Annotated in this window: 14 protein-coding genes and 1 pseudogene; 7 read left to right on the forward strand and 8 right to left on the reverse strand. The window is 49.1% G+C overall.

Going from position 1 to position 16,697, the window contains the following annotated elements; genetic code table 11:
* The first annotated feature begins 267 nt into the window (after positions 1 to 267).
* Positions 268 to 1,599, forward strand: a complete 1,332-nt coding sequence (locus AC27N8_RS00865) for an extracellular solute-binding protein (protein WP_487062991.1) — start codon at positions 268 to 270, stop codon at positions 1,597 to 1,599.
* A 159-nt stretch (positions 1,600 to 1,758) separates the two neighbouring features.
* Here AC27N8_RS00865 and AC27N8_RS00870 read toward each other — a convergent pair whose 3' ends face one another.
* Positions 1,759 to 2,307: a dihydrofolate reductase family protein gene (locus AC27N8_RS00870; RefSeq protein ID WP_487062993.1), complete on the reverse strand. Its 549-nt coding sequence runs from the start codon at positions 2,305 to 2,307 to the stop codon at positions 1,759 to 1,761.
* 589 nt (positions 2,308 to 2,896) lie between these two features.
* On the opposite strand from AC27N8_RS00870, the pseudogene AC27N8_RS00875 reads away from it, so the two are divergent.
* Positions 2,897 to 3,091, forward strand: a pseudogene (locus AC27N8_RS00875) (LLM class flavin-dependent oxidoreductase); the annotation flags it as partial.
* 196 nt (positions 3,092 to 3,287) lie between these two features.
* On the opposite strand, the gene AC27N8_RS00880 reads toward AC27N8_RS00875, so the two are convergent.
* From AC27N8_RS00880 to AC27N8_RS00895, 4 genes are all read right to left on the reverse strand, one after another.
* The gene (locus AC27N8_RS00880; RefSeq protein ID WP_487062995.1) at positions 3,288 to 4,028 is read right to left on the reverse strand and encodes an adenylate kinase; all 741 of its coding nucleotides are present in this window, start codon (positions 4,026 to 4,028) and stop codon (positions 3,288 to 3,290) included.
* Positions 4,029 to 4,482: 454 nt separating this feature from the next.
* Entirely contained in the window at positions 4,483 to 5,076 is a 594-nt protein-coding gene (locus AC27N8_RS00885; protein ID WP_487062997.1) for a TetR/AcrR family transcriptional regulator, read from the reverse strand.
* 38 nt (positions 5,077 to 5,114) lie between these two features.
* Entirely contained in the window at positions 5,115 to 6,116 is a 1,002-nt protein-coding gene (locus tag AC27N8_RS00890) for an aldo/keto reductase (protein WP_487062999.1), read from the reverse strand.
* A 247-nt stretch (positions 6,117 to 6,363) separates the two neighbouring features.
* Positions 6,364 to 7,713, reverse strand: a complete 1,350-nt coding sequence (locus tag AC27N8_RS00895) for an outer membrane protein assembly factor BamB family protein (RefSeq protein WP_487063001.1) — start codon at positions 7,711 to 7,713, stop codon at positions 6,364 to 6,366.
* A 474-nt stretch (positions 7,714 to 8,187) separates the two neighbouring features.
* Here AC27N8_RS00895 and AC27N8_RS00900 point away from each other — a divergent pair, with 474 nt between their 5' ends.
* Positions 8,188 to 9,246 carry a hypothetical protein gene (locus AC27N8_RS00900; RefSeq protein ID WP_487063003.1) on the forward strand — a complete coding sequence of 353 codons (1,059 nt, stop codon included), beginning with the start codon at positions 8,188 to 8,190 and terminating at the stop codon, positions 9,244 to 9,246.
* A gap of 182 nt (positions 9,247 to 9,428) precedes the next feature.
* On the opposite strand, the gene AC27N8_RS00905 is transcribed toward AC27N8_RS00900, so the two are convergent.
* Together AC27N8_RS00905 and AC27N8_RS00910 are read right to left on the reverse strand one after the other, a co-directional pair.
* Positions 9,429 to 10,493, reverse strand: coding sequence for a PLP-dependent cysteine synthase family protein (locus AC27N8_RS00905; protein WP_487063005.1), 1,065 nt, complete (start codon positions 10,491 to 10,493; stop codon positions 9,429 to 9,431).
* 176 nt (positions 10,494 to 10,669) lie between these two features.
* Entirely contained in the window at positions 10,670 to 12,157 is a 1,488-nt protein-coding gene (locus AC27N8_RS00910) for an MFS transporter (protein WP_487067880.1), read from the reverse strand.
* A gap of 456 nt (positions 12,158 to 12,613) precedes the next feature.
* Here AC27N8_RS00910 and AC27N8_RS00915 point away from each other — a divergent pair, with 456 nt between their 5' ends.
* From AC27N8_RS00915 to AC27N8_RS00930, 4 genes are all read left to right on the forward strand, one after another.
* Positions 12,614 to 13,465 (forward strand): YwqG family protein, encoded by an 852-nt coding sequence (locus tag AC27N8_RS00915; protein WP_487063007.1) that lies wholly within the window; start codon positions 12,614 to 12,616, stop codon positions 13,463 to 13,465.
* An 89-nt stretch (positions 13,466 to 13,554) separates the two neighbouring features.
* Entirely contained in the window at positions 13,555 to 14,166 is a 612-nt protein-coding gene (locus tag AC27N8_RS00920) for an HNH endonuclease (RefSeq protein WP_487063009.1), read from the forward strand.
* A gap of 296 nt (positions 14,167 to 14,462) precedes the next feature.
* Positions 14,463 to 15,044: a cysteine hydrolase family protein gene (locus tag AC27N8_RS00925; RefSeq protein WP_487063011.1), complete on the forward strand. Its 582-nt coding sequence runs from the start codon at positions 14,463 to 14,465 to the stop codon at positions 15,042 to 15,044.
* A gap of 179 nt (positions 15,045 to 15,223) precedes the next feature.
* A complete protein-coding gene (locus AC27N8_RS00930) occupies positions 15,224 to 16,159 on the forward strand; it encodes an NADP-dependent oxidoreductase (RefSeq protein ID WP_487063013.1) in 936 nt (311 codons plus the stop codon).
* Here AC27N8_RS00930 and AC27N8_RS00935 read toward each other — a convergent pair.
* Positions 16,083 to 16,694 (reverse strand): hypothetical protein, encoded by a 612-nt coding sequence (locus tag AC27N8_RS00935; RefSeq protein WP_487063015.1) that lies wholly within the window; start codon positions 16,692 to 16,694, stop codon positions 16,083 to 16,085. The genes AC27N8_RS00930 and AC27N8_RS00935 overlap by 77 nt on opposite strands.
* Positions 16,695 to 16,697: the final 3 nt, after the last annotated feature.

Consider the following 16,697-nt stretch of genomic DNA (forward strand, 5'->3'; position numbering starts at 1 on the left):
TTCGACCGAGGCCGCATGAATGGCTCTCTCCCTCTTGCGAGGGAGAAAAAATCATACTTTCTCATGATGGCATTTGAGAAGCATTCATCTATACTCATAAATAAGCACTCGATTCATTGACAGCACATAACAAAAGACCGTGAAGAAAGGATTCTCTCGCATGAATAGAGAGAGCTCTTGAACACATCTATTCAGCGGGTCGTACGACCTTTTTATCCACTGAATATATACCAGGCTATTAGTTCTGTTATTGAAGGAAAGATTTTTATGAAGAATAAATTATCATACGTGTTGTCTGCATGTGCAGTGATGCTCGTTATCTTATCGGGGTGTAGTCTACCTGGCACGAGCACAAGCACGATCACGAAGAGTAATCCTGGCCCCAATCCTGGAGTCCTGGACCCACACAAACAGTACATAGTGAACTTCTGGGAGGCTTTGGATACAGACGCCAATAAAACTGCCCTGACCAGCCTGGTGAAGCAATATACCAATGCTCATAAAAATGTCAAAATCAACATACAGTCATACGACTCCAACACGTTGGGGGAACAAATAAACGCAGCGACTGCAACCACACAGGCACCAGCCATCGTGCAAGTCGATGACATCTGGGGGGCATTGTATCAGGACGACGGTGGTATCGTTCCCCTCAAACCATATATTACCGGAAAAAATGGGCTGAACCAGTCGGACCTATCAGACTTTTATGCACCACTTCTGAAAGATGGTCAGGTTGATGGTGAGCAATATGCGTTGCCCTTTAACAAAAGTGATGACGTTCTGTACTATAATGCCACCCTCCTGAAGAAAAACAACATGCAGCCGCCAACGACGCTGACTGACTTTGTGACCGATATTCAGAAACTCACGAAATCTGACGGCTCACAGTGGGGATTGTCTCTGACTCCAAGCACGAATGAATGGGCTACGATCTTCAAAGATCTGGGCGGCAAAAACTTCCTCTCATCAGATTCTCAATCCACGCTCTTTGATCAGGGGAGCGACACACAATATGCTCAGCAGGCACTTGATCTGTTCGCACCACTGGCAAAAACAAGGGCCATACACATCACCACTGGATATAACTGGCAAAACGATTTTACGAGCCAGAAAGCAGCCTTCGCATTAGGTACAAGCGCCAGTTATCCATTTCTCAAAGCACATGACGGCGGCACATTTGACGTTCATGCAGTCGCCTTTCCCGGAGGTCCAGCTGGCCAGTTCACGACACTCTCTGGAAACAACCTGGCCTTGTTCAGTGGTGTCAGCGCCGATACACGCAACGCTGCCTGGGACTTCATGAAGTTCCTTACAAGTACCGCGTCGAGTATCTCTTTTGTACCGCAGACAGGCACTCTGCCTATACGGCAGAGCGCCTATAATAGTCAGAGCTTGCAGCACTATTATGCTCAGAATCCTGCCAGCAAAGTTGGCCTGACGCAACTACCGCATACCTACGTCGCCTCGGTTGCGTTTGTCTGGAAGCCGTGCTCCGAGGATATCACGAGTAGTTATATCAGCGTCCTGAATGGACAGAGCACCGCAGCCGCAACCGTACCACATATGGCCGAATTATGTAAGGCCGACATGTCTTAATATGCCCAGAAGCGCCGCTCTGTCAATAGATATGCGGTCCTCGTGGTACGGATCAGTAATAGTGTCAACAGGGAAGAGTTCAGCGAACATGTCTATATGAACAGCACAATGACACTGAACTCTCACGCACAAAATGGAGACAGGCAGCCCACATGCATACTATGCCATTGTTTCAGAGGAAGCAGGGACGTAGTTCAACCTGATCACATCCTCGCCAATCCGATCATGAGTCATAAGGCGGAGTGGCGGTCGGGGTCCGGCGAAATATGGCTTGCCGTGACCAAGTACGACGGGGTGCAGGTAGATTCGATACTCATCGATCAGGCCAAGTTCGGTGAGGCTATGCGCCAAGTTCGGGCCAGCAACTTCGATCTCCCCGTCGCGCTCAGCCTTGAGCTCGCGGATCGCGAGCTCAAGGTCACCCTCAACAAGCCTGGCGTTGGGGCCGACCGACTTCAACGAGCGCGAGACGACCCATTTCGGCTGGTTCCGCCACGCCACCGCGAAGGCGTGTTCCTCTGCATCCCATTCAGGATGATCATCATCCCAGAAACGCATGACCTCATACATTTGGCGACCGTAGACACTGCCCGCCTGCCCCTGAGCCTCCTCGATGAAGTAGCGGAAAAGCGTGGGACTTGGCGCAAACGCCATATGGTCGACATAGCCGTCCAGGGACTGGTTCATTCCGAACACGAGCTTCGCCATATCACTTCCTTTCTTCACGCGGCACATCCGCGCGGTTCTGATTGCGTTATGCAATCGGTTGTAGCGAGATCGACTGATTTTCTATCGCAATTGGTTTTTAGGGTGCTCATGAACGCCCCACGCTTGGGCTGCCTGATGCATCTGATCCTCAAGATCAGGATACAGGCAGCTTATGTCTCCATTGCGGTCATTCATAAACCCGTCCAGCAACATTGTTGTTCCGATAATAACGTTTCCCATAACACCTCTAGAGCATACGTGGATGTTTCCTTCTCCCAATCTTACCTCGTTCCCTTTGAAAAAACTTCTCCTATCTTGCTCTTCTCTCCCTACAGTCAGCACCCATTCCCAGAAAAGGTAACAGAAACTCCTCAATATCAAGCTCCGCATGACCATGACTAAACAGGCAAGGCAAAAGTAGCCTCATGGCCACGCATCCAATCTGCTAAGATCTGAGATGAAGCGGAGATATTCAGCGTCTAGCAGTGGAATTGAATGTCGTGTATAATACAGCACGCAACCATATTGATGAAATTGTTGCTGCCTTGGAGTATTCATTGGCATCTTACCGGATATTGGCAACCCACAGTCGCGGTTCGGCAAGACCTATGCTGGCGAACCGGACGTCATCGCGGAACAACTCGCCAAGGACGTTGCTGTTCGCGAGGCCGACACCTTGCTGCTCACGGTCCCAACCCCCCTCGGTGTGGACTACAACATCCACTTGCTCACCACCATTGTCGAGCACATCGCGCCAGCGATCGGCTGGCAACGCGCTGTCTGACCTTCGCCTCACATGGTCGCGGAGACCAGACCTTGCAACGGTGTCTGCCCCACGACCTCATCCTGCCGCCACATCTAGTCTTCCAGTATCCTCCAACAGATCGACGCCTCTACAACTCCCTCTCTCGCCAGATTATCGCCACTATCGCCATTCAATCACTCAGCAAACAAGAAATAGCAGAAGCACATTAGAACATCTAGAAAAAATGTCTAATACCCGGCAAAATGGGCGATCCGAGTGGATGGGGTGAGCCTGGCGAATATTCAGGCCAAGGATGCAAGGATTGCTCTGTTGCAGAAATTGCAGCTACAATATCTTGATGCACCTTCTCGATCGACTGATTCCCATTGACTTCTCGCACCTTTCCTTGCCGACCATAATAGTCCAGCAAAGGGAGAGTCTGTGTAAAAAAAACCTCGAGTCGATGTTGAACCGCCTCTCCAAGATCGTCGGAACGTTGGAAGAGTTCGCTTCCATCTATATCACATCTCCCCGGCGTTTTTGGAGGGCAAGAAGCAATATTATAGACGTGCTGTTGATGTGCTTTACAAATGAAACGCCCTGTAATCCGTTGGAATAAATCCTCGCGAGGCACCTTCAAATATATCACCAGATCGACCTGTTTGTTGCATACATGAATCCCATCATCCAGAGCTTTGGCTTGAGTCAGTGTACGAGGAAAACCATCCAGGAGCACGCCAGTCTGGCAATCTGGTTGCTGCAAACGATGCAAGATCATGGTCACAACAAGATCATCAGGAACCAACTCACCACGATAAAGGTATGATTGCACAAACATCCCTAGCGCCGTCTGTTTTTCGATCTCTTCACGAAAAAGGTCACCGCTGGAAATATGGGGGATGCCCAGTAACCGTGTGAGCATTTCAGCCTGTGTACCTTTTCCTGATGCTTGTGCGCCGAGCAGAAGAATCTCCACTTTTCCCTCCTATTAGTCCTATCTCATCTCACTCTTTTCTTCATGAAACATACCTCATCAATCTTACGTCCTTATCACAAAGCTAATCAATATCTCACAGACAAGTCACAGCCCGACCGCATAGTAACTAACATCGCTAACGATGAACTTTATCGCGACTCTGGTCGGGTCCAAAAGTGAGTCCGTCATTCATTTTGAAATTCCCCATATTTGGGATTCTTCCGCACGTTCTGTGCCGCCAATTTTGCAACCTTCTTCTCCCTGTTTCCTCTTTTCTAATCAAAATTCTATCACCACTTTTGCACCTCTTGCAGCATACAGCTCGCTCGAATAACGCTATTCAGATCTCGACTAGAGGACTATTGAAGAGAAGCAAATTTTACAGACTTTAAGCAAGGGCAAATTTATGATGCCAGAGAGAAGTTGGCTTGTCGTCTATAAATGGTTGGCCTTGTCACGCATTATTGCGCGTGCCAAGGCCAACCAGTATCAGGGACCAGACACCAGCGAAGGCTGCATCGATATCTGGATCAGACCAGTTGAAGGCGAGAAGTGGATTGTGGAAGCGATATGTGGCGTCGAATACCGCCCGAGCAGCAACGACGGGATCATTCGTGGTAAACGCTCCCTGAGCGACCCCATCACGAATAATCTGTGCGATTTGCTCGACAAGGCACTCAACGTGTACCCTCGCGGCATTACTTGTCTCGCTCACCAGTTCCTTGTATGATGCAAACAGTTCTGGTTCTTCAAGCACATACTGCCGTTTGCTGGAAAACATAAGATTGAGCCAGCGCCATAGACGCTCCGGAGCCGGTCCATCTTCCTTCATTATCGCAGCCAACGGCACCAATTTTTTATTCAGCCAGTGCGCCGCAATAGCATCGAGGAGTGCCGCTTTGCTCGAATAGTGCCGATAGATGCTACCATGACTCACACCAAGAGCACGAGCAACATCGACGACAGTCATCTTGGCAGGCCCGAAGCGGCGGAGCACCTCTTCCGCCACTTCGAGAATACGTTCGGGAGTGAGCGTTTCGTTAACCATGTATTCCTCTCAACCTCGCCCACTATCGAGCCAGGTTATCAACCTTGTTCACTATCGAGCCAGGCCATAAATGGTTCTGGATAGCGTGTCCCTGCGACTGCACCTGCCGGGATCGCCTGCTCGATGCGGGCCAGATCATCAGCCGTCAGTTCCAGGTCAAGTGCTTGTAATGACTCACTGAGACGATCGCGCCGCCGTGCTCCAACCAGAGCCACAATATCCTGTCCACGTGTCAGCACCCAGGCGATCGCGATCTGCGAGACAGTTGCACCTTTTTCCTCGGCAAGCGGACGCAACGCTTCAACCAGAGCAAGATTGTGCTCAAGATTAGCACCTCTAAAACGAGGGCTAAAACTGCGAAAATCACCGGGCGTCTGTGTACTCTCCTTCGAGACGTGTCCGCTCAGCAGGCCGTGTGACAGGACAGCATATGCCGTGATACCGATGCCAAGCTCGCGACAGGTAGGAATTATGCTTGCCTCGATATCGCGTGAAAGCAATGAGTACTCAAGCTGTACATCGGAAATGGGATGGACCGCCTGGGCACGCCGTAGCGTAGTAGACCCAACCTCGGAGAGCCCAATCGAACGAACGTATCCAGCCTTGACCATATCCGCAATCGCACCAACCGTATCCTCAATTGGCACCTGAGCATCTAAACGCGCCAGACGATAGTTATCAACATAATCAGTCCCAAGCCGGCGCAGCGTATAAGCCAGAAAGTTCTTGACAGCCGCCGGGCGACCATCAATGCCCCCACCCCAACCACCATCAGGAGCGCGCAACCCTCCGAACTTCACGCTGATAAAAGCCTGTTCACGCCGGCGTCCGCGCAAAGCCTCACGTATCAGCATCTCATTATGACCCATCCCGTAGAAATCAGCTGTATCGAGTAATGTGATGCCAGCATCGAGCGCAGCGTGGATCGTCGCGATACTTTCAGCCTCATCTGCCGCTTCCGGCGGATCAGACATGCCATTGCAGCCCAGACCAATGGCCGAAACTTGAGGACCCTGTGTTCCCAATGAACGTGTAATCATTTTTACCGCTCCTCATTATATACTTTAAAATATGCACAGTGAAAGTTTCTTATCAAAGGGTATTTATCCTTCATCGATACTGGTAGTATATGCCATGGAATGACAAAAATCAATATCTGTCATTAGATATCTGTCATTACGCCCAAAGATTTGGCGCTGAGAAGCCCACTATCAATTGCAACAGGCATAGCAAGAGTATTTGGTCACATATGCGGAAGCGCTAGAGGGATGGCATGCTCCCTGGGGCTTAGAATTGGTCCTGCCAGAGCATCTGGCCGGTATCGGCACGGCGCAGGAGCAGCGTGTTGCTGTTGTTAGATACAATGGCTACGGTATTATTTTGTAGATACTCTATATTATTTATCTGGCTACTCCAGAGAGTCGTTCCACTTTTTAACTGAATGGCTTCGATATGAAAGCTCACGCCCTCTGTACTGTCGGGGCGATTTGTACAGAGTACAATGCCATTGGCCAGGGGGTGCAGCGAGTTTACAGCGTGGAGCAGGAGCAGTTGGTAAAGGATAATACCATCACTTGTACGAATAATATCCGTTTCGTTCTTTAAGGGTGATGAAATGGCTGCTTGATTGGCATTCTCTATAAGACCTGTGAGTGTGCCCGGACGCTGCCAGAGCAGAACGCCTGTCTGACTATTGACGACCTCTACTTGCGAGGAAGTTATAGCGGAGAGAAACAGAAAATCATTGGAGACGGTAGGCGCAAAATCTATTCCATGTGTATCGATCTGCCAGCGCAGCTTGCCGCTGGCTCCAACAAATGCTTGCAGCATGGAATGTGTATGATTTTGGATATACAACGTCCCGTTCTGTATTGCCATAATCGGCTCTTGAAATTGTTGCGAGATGCTTACATTATGCCAGAGCAGTTTCCCATTGTGCGCGTTCACTACAATCAATCCCAAATGTTGGGTCAAGATCCCATAAAAGATGCCATCGATCACGCGCCACGAGTTCAACGGCTCATAAATTTGCCAGAGTTGTATGCCAGTCCTACCATTGTAGGCGGTAATGATGCTGTTCGCGTTTGACGTAAAGAGGATATTTTGATCTATTTGCCAGGTGCCAAAGTCACTGGTGTCGTGGTTTTCCCAAAGCGCTGCTCTGGTTATCGCATTGAGTGCGACAAGGCCCTGATCGGTTTGAATATAAAGAATCTTTCCTGCGAGTGTGATCTCTTCCGTGTTATGGTTGGCGTATGCCCAAATAACCCTTCCGGAGTTCGTGTTGATCGCTTCAAGGGTTCCAAGGTTCGTCGAGGGATTATGCAGAATGATGTACATCACCTGCTCGACAGGAAGTATCTGTTCTATCGTCACGGCCGTGTGCGTATTTGGGATCGTGGGGGTCACCACAGGATGTTGGATTGGCGTATGCGTGATTTCAAATACCAGCAAGGAGATAAGTAGGCTGCTGATCACAATGAGCACAATAAAACGATGACGCGTGTTCCAATAAGAAGGCCAGTTTCGCTGTAGATGGATTATGCGCCTTTGGAATGCATTTGCTGGCTTTTCTGGCTTCAAATCCTGAAAGATCAGGTCGCCATTATCATTATCGTCATGAAAATTGCTACTCATACCATTCCTTATTTTACATAGCTATTTTCTCTTTGTCGAGATGGGATAGTCCATTTTGATTGCTCATAGGCTCCTCACGCTGGCTAGAAGCATCTCAGTGTAGCATAGTGCCACAAGTCTCTCCTTACATCAGCAATAGGAATAATGGCATTGCCTACTTGAGGCATTATTGACCATCCCAGACAATATCGCAAACATGCTTATTCACATTTTGTGCTTCGATAACTACCATCCGCAAAAGCTGCTTCGCCGACGACTTTCCCAGTAAAATTACCAGGCCTTTCACAAAACAGATTTCTGGATGCTCCTCACCAACCTGCCACTACATCAGGTAATTTTACAGAAGCCCTCTTTCCTCTCCTGAACTATACTCCAGTCAGAGGAGTTCTTAACGGCCAGGCAGCATAATAGTACTGTCCAAGGATTGCCTGGCATGCTTTTCATAGCACCAGGAAAAAGAGAGAAAGGTATTCAATGACATTTGCAATGAATCGCAGGCGCTTTTTAACACTGTCGGCAGGCATGGCAACAGCAGCCACCGTCGGAAGCACTTCACTATTCTCAGCGCCCTCATCCACAGTGTTTGCAGCTTCACAGATAGCGCTCAATATAGCAGTCACACAATCATTTCCTAAAACGTATACTCATATTGTCAAAGGAAACTTCGCTGATCCTCAGAGCGCTACTCAGGGAGCCACTGATCTTTTCTGCTACGACAGCAATGCCAATATCGGATCGTTTTATGCAACCGTCCAAAATGGCATTCTGAATAACGGAACGCCAGTCACCAGTGGGCTTTTAAAAATTGGAGGGAATCATACATTTAGCAATCGATGGACACACATTGTCTTTATTCAGGCATTTCAACTCCTCTTTTATGATGCCACCACTGGCACAGGCTCCTTCTATACAACAGACGGCCAGGGAAATTTGGCACTGCAAAGAACCTACACGACCTTTCGTACCTCCTGGACTCAAATCATTGCGGGACAATTCGGCAATGCCAACCTGCTTTTCTACGATGCAAACGGGGCTACCGGTCAATTTTACCAGATTGATTTAGCCGGAGGCATGCAGCAAAAACATACGTACACAAATTGGCGCAGTAGCTGGTTCTCCATTATCACGGGCAGATTTAGCAATAGCTCATTTGATGATCTGCTCTTCTACGATAAAGGTGCTGGCTATGGTGCCTTCTATAAGTTCGATAGCAGTGGCAACATGACCCTGTTTAGCGAACATACAAACTGGCGCACTAGCTGGAAGCTCGTCGTTTCTGGTGATTTTGGACAAAGTGGGAGTCAAGGGGGCTTGCTTTTCTACGAGGATGGTACAGGGTATACCGAGATCGACGCTGTAAATAGCGCAGGCAGTTTAACTCAGGTCCCTGTTACTTTCCCGAATCAATGGTCACTGCCCTGGCAGACTATTCGTAGCGGACAATTTGTTCCCAACACTGGTTTCGGCCAACTTGTAAGCTATGATCCAATTGATGGGGTGATGGTAAGTTCGTACCTCTTCCCCGTCATCTAGTCATTCTGGTGCTGTATCCGCATTGATTGGAGGGTCTGCGCTTGCCACAAAGGTGCAAGCGCAGACCCTCCTGATAAGATGGGCAAGGATAATTCTGCTTATCTACAATTGATCAGGCAAGAAAACGCACCCAGAAAAGCCACGATGCCTGTTTTCCTTCTTTACCGCACTGCCCGGTACCTTTAGTCTACCCAGACTCCAGCGGTGATAAAACGGTTGAGCTGTGTTATATAGGGTTCAATATCGATATGCTGCTCTGCGAGCCACTGTGCATTATAATATGTATCGTGATACAGCTCACCGGCATCACATCCGAGCATCACAATCGAACCTTTCTTCCCTTGCCGTAGCATCTCAGCAATCAATTGGCAGGCACCATAAAAATTGGTTCCCGTTGATCCTCCAAAGCGCTTCCCGATCAGCTCTTGTAGGATACGGATGGCGGCATACGATCCCGCGTTTGGCACCCTGATCATACGATCAATTGTGAGCGGCAAAAACGAAGGCTCTACCTGTGGGCGTCCAATGCCCTCAATTCCTGATCCTCCCTGCAAACATAGGCTACTATCGCGTGTATGATAGTAGTCATAGTAGACCGACGTCTCCGGATCAACCACACACACCTGAGTTTCATAGCCTCGATAGCGAATATAACGTCCCAACGTGGCAGCCGTCCCCCCGGTCCCCGCGCCACACACAATCCACTCGGGAACAGCGTAGGCTTCATCCGCTAATTGCTTAAAGATAGATTCTGCAATATTATTATTCCCACGCCAGTCAGTAGCCCGCTCGGCGAAGGTAAATTGGTCCATAAAATGGCCGTGCAACTCCTCTGCAAGCTTCTTCGCATGATGGCGGTCCTCGCGTGGATCATCTACCAGCACACATTCTCCCCCATAACGGGCGATGCGACGAATCTTCTCAGGTGAAGTGCTCCGTGCCATCACGGCATAAAACGGCAGGCCTAATAACCGTGCATAATACGCCTCAGAAATAGCAGTGCTCCCGGATGAAGCTTCAATAATGGCAGTGTCCTTTCGCACCCATCCATTACAGAGCGCATATAAGAAAAGTGACCGTGCCAGACGATGTTTCAGGCTTCCGGTAATATGGGTTGATTCATCCTTTATATAAAGCTTGATCACCGGTAAAGCTGGAAATAAAACGGGGACCAGATGTGTATCAGCCGAACGTGTATAGTCAGCATTAATCGCTGCTATCGCTTCGCGAACCCAGGGATCAGACATCCATTCTTCCTCACAATCAGTCTTATGCTTAAAATTTCTCATCTCCTTCATTCCCCCCCACATAAAACTATAGCATAGCAAAAAGACGTTCGGAGGACAACCAATGCCGTAACCATGCGCCTGTCAAGACTTCTTCCCACGAGCGTTCCTGGTCTTTATGATATTTTCCGCGTGCGTCAATCTCTTGGATACTCAATATCCTTTTGCCTGATTACAAACAGAGCAACCAACCCACCTAGCACCGCGAAAATGGCACACACAATAAACGCATACTGAAAGCCACCGACAAGAGCTACTTTCGCAGAGACGCCCTGCTCCTGTTGTAGAACTGTCGTGTGCGCAGCTGCTACAACAGCTGTCACCGCTAACACAAGTCCAGATCCAACCTGCTGGGTCGTATTCAGTAAACCCGAGGCTAATCCTTGTTCACGATCACTCACCCCTGTTGTTGCAGCAATCGCCATCGCCGTAAACGAAGGACCAATACCAAGCGCAACGACAAGCATCCCTGGAAGTAGCGTTCCCCAAAAATTATCCTCCACTGAGATACGCGTCAGCAAGAGCAGACCTACAGCCATCACAAACAGACCAGCAACCAATACACGCCTCACCCCAAAGCGAGGCACAAACCGTGACACAACATTAGAGACGATAATCAGTATCAGAGCCATCGGTAAAAAAGCAAAGCCAGTTGTAGTAGAAGCATATCCAAGTACCTTTTGCATATAAAGAGTAGAAATGAAAACCATTGCCCCCAAAGCTCCAGGAGCAAGAAAGCCAATTAAATTAGCACCTGTCAATGTACGTAAACGAAAAATGCCAAACCGAATAAGAGGAACGTGAACACGTGTCTCGATATAGACGAATGCGACCAGCAGAACCAGTGCTGTCACGAGCAATCCAAGAGCCTGGAATGATCCCCACCCGATTTGATTACCCTGCGCCAATGCATACACAAGCAAGACCAGACCAGTAGTGACCGTCATCGCCCCCAAAACATCAACATGCCTTTGACCTGACTCTTTCACCGTTTCGCTCAGTAAGATAGGAGTAAAAAACAGAGCAACAATCGCCACAGGAATATTTACAAAAAGGACCCAACGCCAGCCAGGGCCAGCAGTAAGAAGCCCACCTAACAAAGCTCCCACAGCAAATCCAGAAGAGGCCACCGCCCCAACAACGCCCAACGCCCTATTACGCGCTGGTCCTTCGCGAAAGGTAGTCGCAATCAAAGAAAACGAGATCGGTGAAATAATTGCTGCTCCCAGCCCTTGAATAGCGCGAGCGAAAATCAACCAGAGAGCTGATTGTGCAAGACCACCCAGAAGAGACGCGACGGCAAAGAGAACAAGCCCGATACTAAACAGACGGCGACGACCAAATAGATCACCAATACGCCCACCAAGTAACAGAAACCCACCAAATGTCAGAGAATAAGCCGTCACAATCCATTGCAAGTTCTGCGTGGTGAACCCAAGGCTACGTTGTATCGCCGGTAAAGCCACATTTACAATCGAAAAATCAAGGACAACCATAAATTGCGCACTACATAATAATATCAACACCAATAAAGAGCGCCTATCTTCCCTCTTTTGAATCGTTGTAGTATCATCCTTCATAAGAATTTCTTGTGAAGGGATAACATCACCAGCAGAAGAATTCATCAAATATCTTTACTCCCTACAAGTTTTCTGTACATCAAACAGGCAATATACCTGTATTTACGTAAGGCATATTGCTATCGAAAATCTACTATTTTGATACACAGTTACTTTCTGAAACAAGAAGGAGATACAATTTCATTCCCTGCTTATCAATAAAGGAAGCAAACTATATGGGTATCTGAATGGGCAGAGCAAAAGTACTTGTCAATTTCGTGGCGCTTGTAACGGCTGTTGGAGGTGCATTAAAAGAATATCAGAAGTAGAATATAAATAACTACAATTAAGTAAAGATCATTTCAAATAGAATAATTAACCTGCGTGCGTATATAGTTATTAACGTACCATCCCATTCCATTTGTTGCTATTGAACGAGTCAATGAAAAGCGTGCGATCACGTATACTAAAAGAAAGGGACATAAAGGTGCCTGAAGTGAGTTGTGCTAGGAGAAGAAAAAAATGAAAAAAACGGACATCGAGAAGGCCTTCATCAAAGCTGGCTTAGAACAACATGTACGTGAGATAGACACCTTGGCTCGCAGTTCAATACGGCTACTCACTACCCCGATAGACGAAAGCAGCCTGAAACCTGGAACATCAAAGATTGGCGGCCATCCTGACCTGCCCGCTGGTGTAAACTGGCCGCAGTTGAAGGGGCAGCCCCAATCATTTCTTGCGCAGATTCAGCTGGCTGATATACAGAACGTTGAGGACAATGGACCGCTACCGCGGCAGGGAATGCTCTGGTTCTTCTACGACTCTAGCCAGGAGACCTTTGGCGAGCAACCCGATGATCGCGCGGGCTGGCAAATCCTCTTCAGTGGCAATCCCTCTACTACCTTACAACGTGCCGCCACACCAACGGGCTTACCCGTCGCAAGCCTTTTCCAGGCCTGTACGCTTACATTCAAGAACGAACTCACTCTTGCATTACAGCCAGGACTGGAACTCCCCAACGTGCAGTGGAGTGACGAGGACCAGCAGGCATATGACCAGATGCTAGAAGATTTAAGAGAGCCGCAAGATCGTGCACTATCACATCATCGATTGCTTGGCTATCCCGATACCATCCAGGACGACATGCGTCAGCAATGCCAGCTCGTCTCCAACGGCATAACCGACTCCGATGATCCGCGCGCGACCGCCATGCAAAAAGATGCAATGGACTGGTTACTCCTTCTACAAATCGATACAGACGCGGGCGCAAACATGAACTGGGCAAATAACGGTATGGTATACTATTGGATCAAGCAAACTAACTTACAGGCACGGCACTTCGATCAGAGCTGGCTCGTTCTGCAATCTGAATAGGAAGAATTGCGTCATCTTCTGTGAAATTACGCCAGTACGCATAGGAACGCTAGACCTGAGAGATTAGAAACAATCAACAAGGAGTGCATATGCGCACGAAACGCTTCTTCATTCTGGCAGCGCTCATCTGCTTTCTATTCAGTGGGTGCTCCAACGCGCCCACCATCACCACGTCATCGACATACGGCAGTCCCACTTCATCCTCCTCTGGAGGCACCGGCCAGACGGGCACGCCGCACTGGGGCACAAGGACAAAGACATCTGGCTGTATAGTAAACGGAGCTCTCCAGGATACAGCATGCACGCCGGGCGATATTATCGCCAACGCCACGAAAAGCCAGATTTGCAAGCCTGGTTACTCCTCATCCGTGCGCAACGTGCCGACGAGCGAGAAAAACAAGGACTACGCCGAGTATGGCATCACGCACCATACCACCGGACAGTACGAAGTTGACCATCTGGTAAGCCTGGAACTGGGCGGCTCAAATGACATCTCTAACCTCTGGCCCGAAGCCGCCAGTCCCAAACCCGGCTTCCACGAAAAAGACAAGGTCGAGAACTATCTACACGCTCAGGTCTGTTCCGGTGCGCTCTCTCTCCAACAAGCACAAATCGAGATCGCCACAAACTGGCTTAATGTGTATAAACAGATGCCGAGCAGCGCTAAAAGCTCCGGGAGCGATAGCAGCGCCTCCCCATAAAATCACAATAAAAGCAAGATTCGAGATCCGAATCTTGCTTTTATTTAAGGAAAGACCTTGCAGGTCCATTTCGCTTGACCTCTTTCTGCTTCGCCTACCAAACTCTTTTTCCCTGGCATCATCCGCTCCTCTATGTGAACATTGAGAAGTATACCATTACATTGACCGATCGGTCAATGTAATGGTATACTTCTCAATGTTGATCGGTTGGTCAATATGTGTTGGGCTTGGATTATCTTTCTTACCCATAACAGTCTAACAGGCGCTTCACATCTTCAGAAAGGAAGAAGACCAGGATGTCAGTAAATCATTTAAAGAGTTCCACGGCATTACTTGTACTAGATGTTCAACGTGGGGCTGTCAGCCATGTTGGCGAAGATCCAATGTTGCTCAAGAGCTTAAGCAATGCCATTGCCACGGCAAGAAAGGTTGGTATACACGTCATTCACGTCATAGTTCATTTTCGTGAGGGATATCCAGAGATCAGCCCGCGCAACCGTGCCTTCTCTAAGGCACTCGCCACACGTGCCTTACAAATGGCAGACATGTCACCTCACCCCGCCGTCGCGCCACAACCTGGTGAGGTAATTGTGACAAAGGAGCGCTCCAGTGCCTTCACCGGGAGTGATTTAGACGTCGTTCTCCGAGCGCAAGGCATTAGCAATCTGGTCCTCTGTGGAATCACAACCGGGAATGTAGTACTCTCCACACTACTGGAAGCGGAAGACAAAGACTACGAGCTCACCGTCCTCTCTGACTGTTGTGCTGATACAGATCAAGACGTTCAGCATGTTCTCATGACCAAAATCTTTCCTCGCTGTGCAGAAGTCATTACGGCTGAAGATTGGGATAAAAAAGTGCGTGAAAGCAATTCCTGATCTAGTTGGAAAGTGGTCAGCATAACCATCTGCTAATTAAACGCGTCATTACAGTAATTTGACCCTAAAACATTGACCTTTCGGTCAATACGTGATATTCTTCTTTTATATTGACCAATGGATCAATACAAAGAAGGCTACCGAAAACAAATACGTCAGGGAAAATAGAGGAAATTCTTATGTCTTTACAACTTATGCAAGCAATCCGTGTTCACGACTACGGAGATGTCGATCAGCTTCAGTTAGAACAGATCCCGCGTCCAGAGCCTCAAGAGGGCGAGGTCCTGGTTCAGGTACACGCCGCCGGAGTGAATCCGATCGATTGGAAAGTGCGTCAAGGGTTGAGAAAAAATATGCTACAAATGCACTTTCCTTACATTCCTGGCATGGAGATTGCGGGTGTGGTACAGGGGATTGGTACGGGCGTCACGGGTTTCCAGGTCGGACAGGCTGTCTATGGCCAAAGTATGAAGGGGGGATATAGCGAATACATAACCACTCCTGCGAACTCGCTGGGACTCAAACCACAGAGCTTGAGCTTTGACGAGGCGGCAGCTGTTTCTGTGGGGGCAAGCGCTGCCTGGACGGGGCTCTTTGAGGCAGGCAAGTTGGAAGCTGGACAGCGCGTATTGATTCAAGGGGCGGCCGGAGGCGTCGGCCTGTTTGCAGTGCAATTTGCTCGCTGGAAAGGTGCGCATGTCATTGCCACGACGTCGGGTGCCAACGTTGATTTTGTGCGTTCTTTGGGTGCTGAGACGGTGATTGACTACACAACGACGGCTCTTACAAGTGCCGTACATGACGTTGATCTTGTGCTGAATGTCGTCGGTGGATCAACACTTGAAGAGTCAGTCCAGGCACTCAAGCGTGGTGGAATATTAGTCTCGCTCGCCGGTCAGCCTGCGAAAGAGAGTATCCAGGAACGTGACGTACAGGTTGCGTCAGCATTTGCACGCATCAGCACTGAACGATTAAACACCTTTGCCCGGTTGATCGATGCAGGAGAGATACAGGTGGTGATTGAGAAGGCCTTTCCTCTCAGGGAAGCCGGTCTGGCACAAGCATTGAGTCAGCAAGGTCATGGGCGTGGGCGTATCGTTCTGCATATTGCATAAACTCGGTCGGGTAGATGGGCGCAGCCATTGCCTTTCGACAAACGTCTCCCGGCAAGGTGACTGCCGGGGGACGTATCATCTCCTCGGACACGAGCGGGGCAATGTCGCAATTCTGGCAATAGACACCGCCCATTCCATCAAGCTGCGAGCTCGTTGCGCACCAGACGCTGATCGCCGCCCCTTGCGCGACTGTCTTCATGTTCTTAGCCGAGTCAATGATGGGATTGCCATCCTCGTCAATCGGGTCCACCGCGCGCAGAACCTCCGACGAGAGATACTGCGAGAGACATGTATTGACGATAGGGTATTCTCCCTCGAAAACGGTGTCCTGACCCCCTCCTTTTGCCTTATCCTGCGCGAAAAAAAGGAAGTGCATGTTGGCCAGAACATTCTTCACGCGCACGCAGGTGATTACCTGGCCTCGATGATTGCTCTGCCTGCATTCTCGGAAGAGTGAGCATGAGTACTTCGATGCCTGGAGAACAGGAAGTATGTGTGCCGTCTCCTTTCTGGAATAATCAAGGAGACGGCACACGCA

This window comes from Dictyobacter sp. Z7_2, from assembly GCF_057551105.1.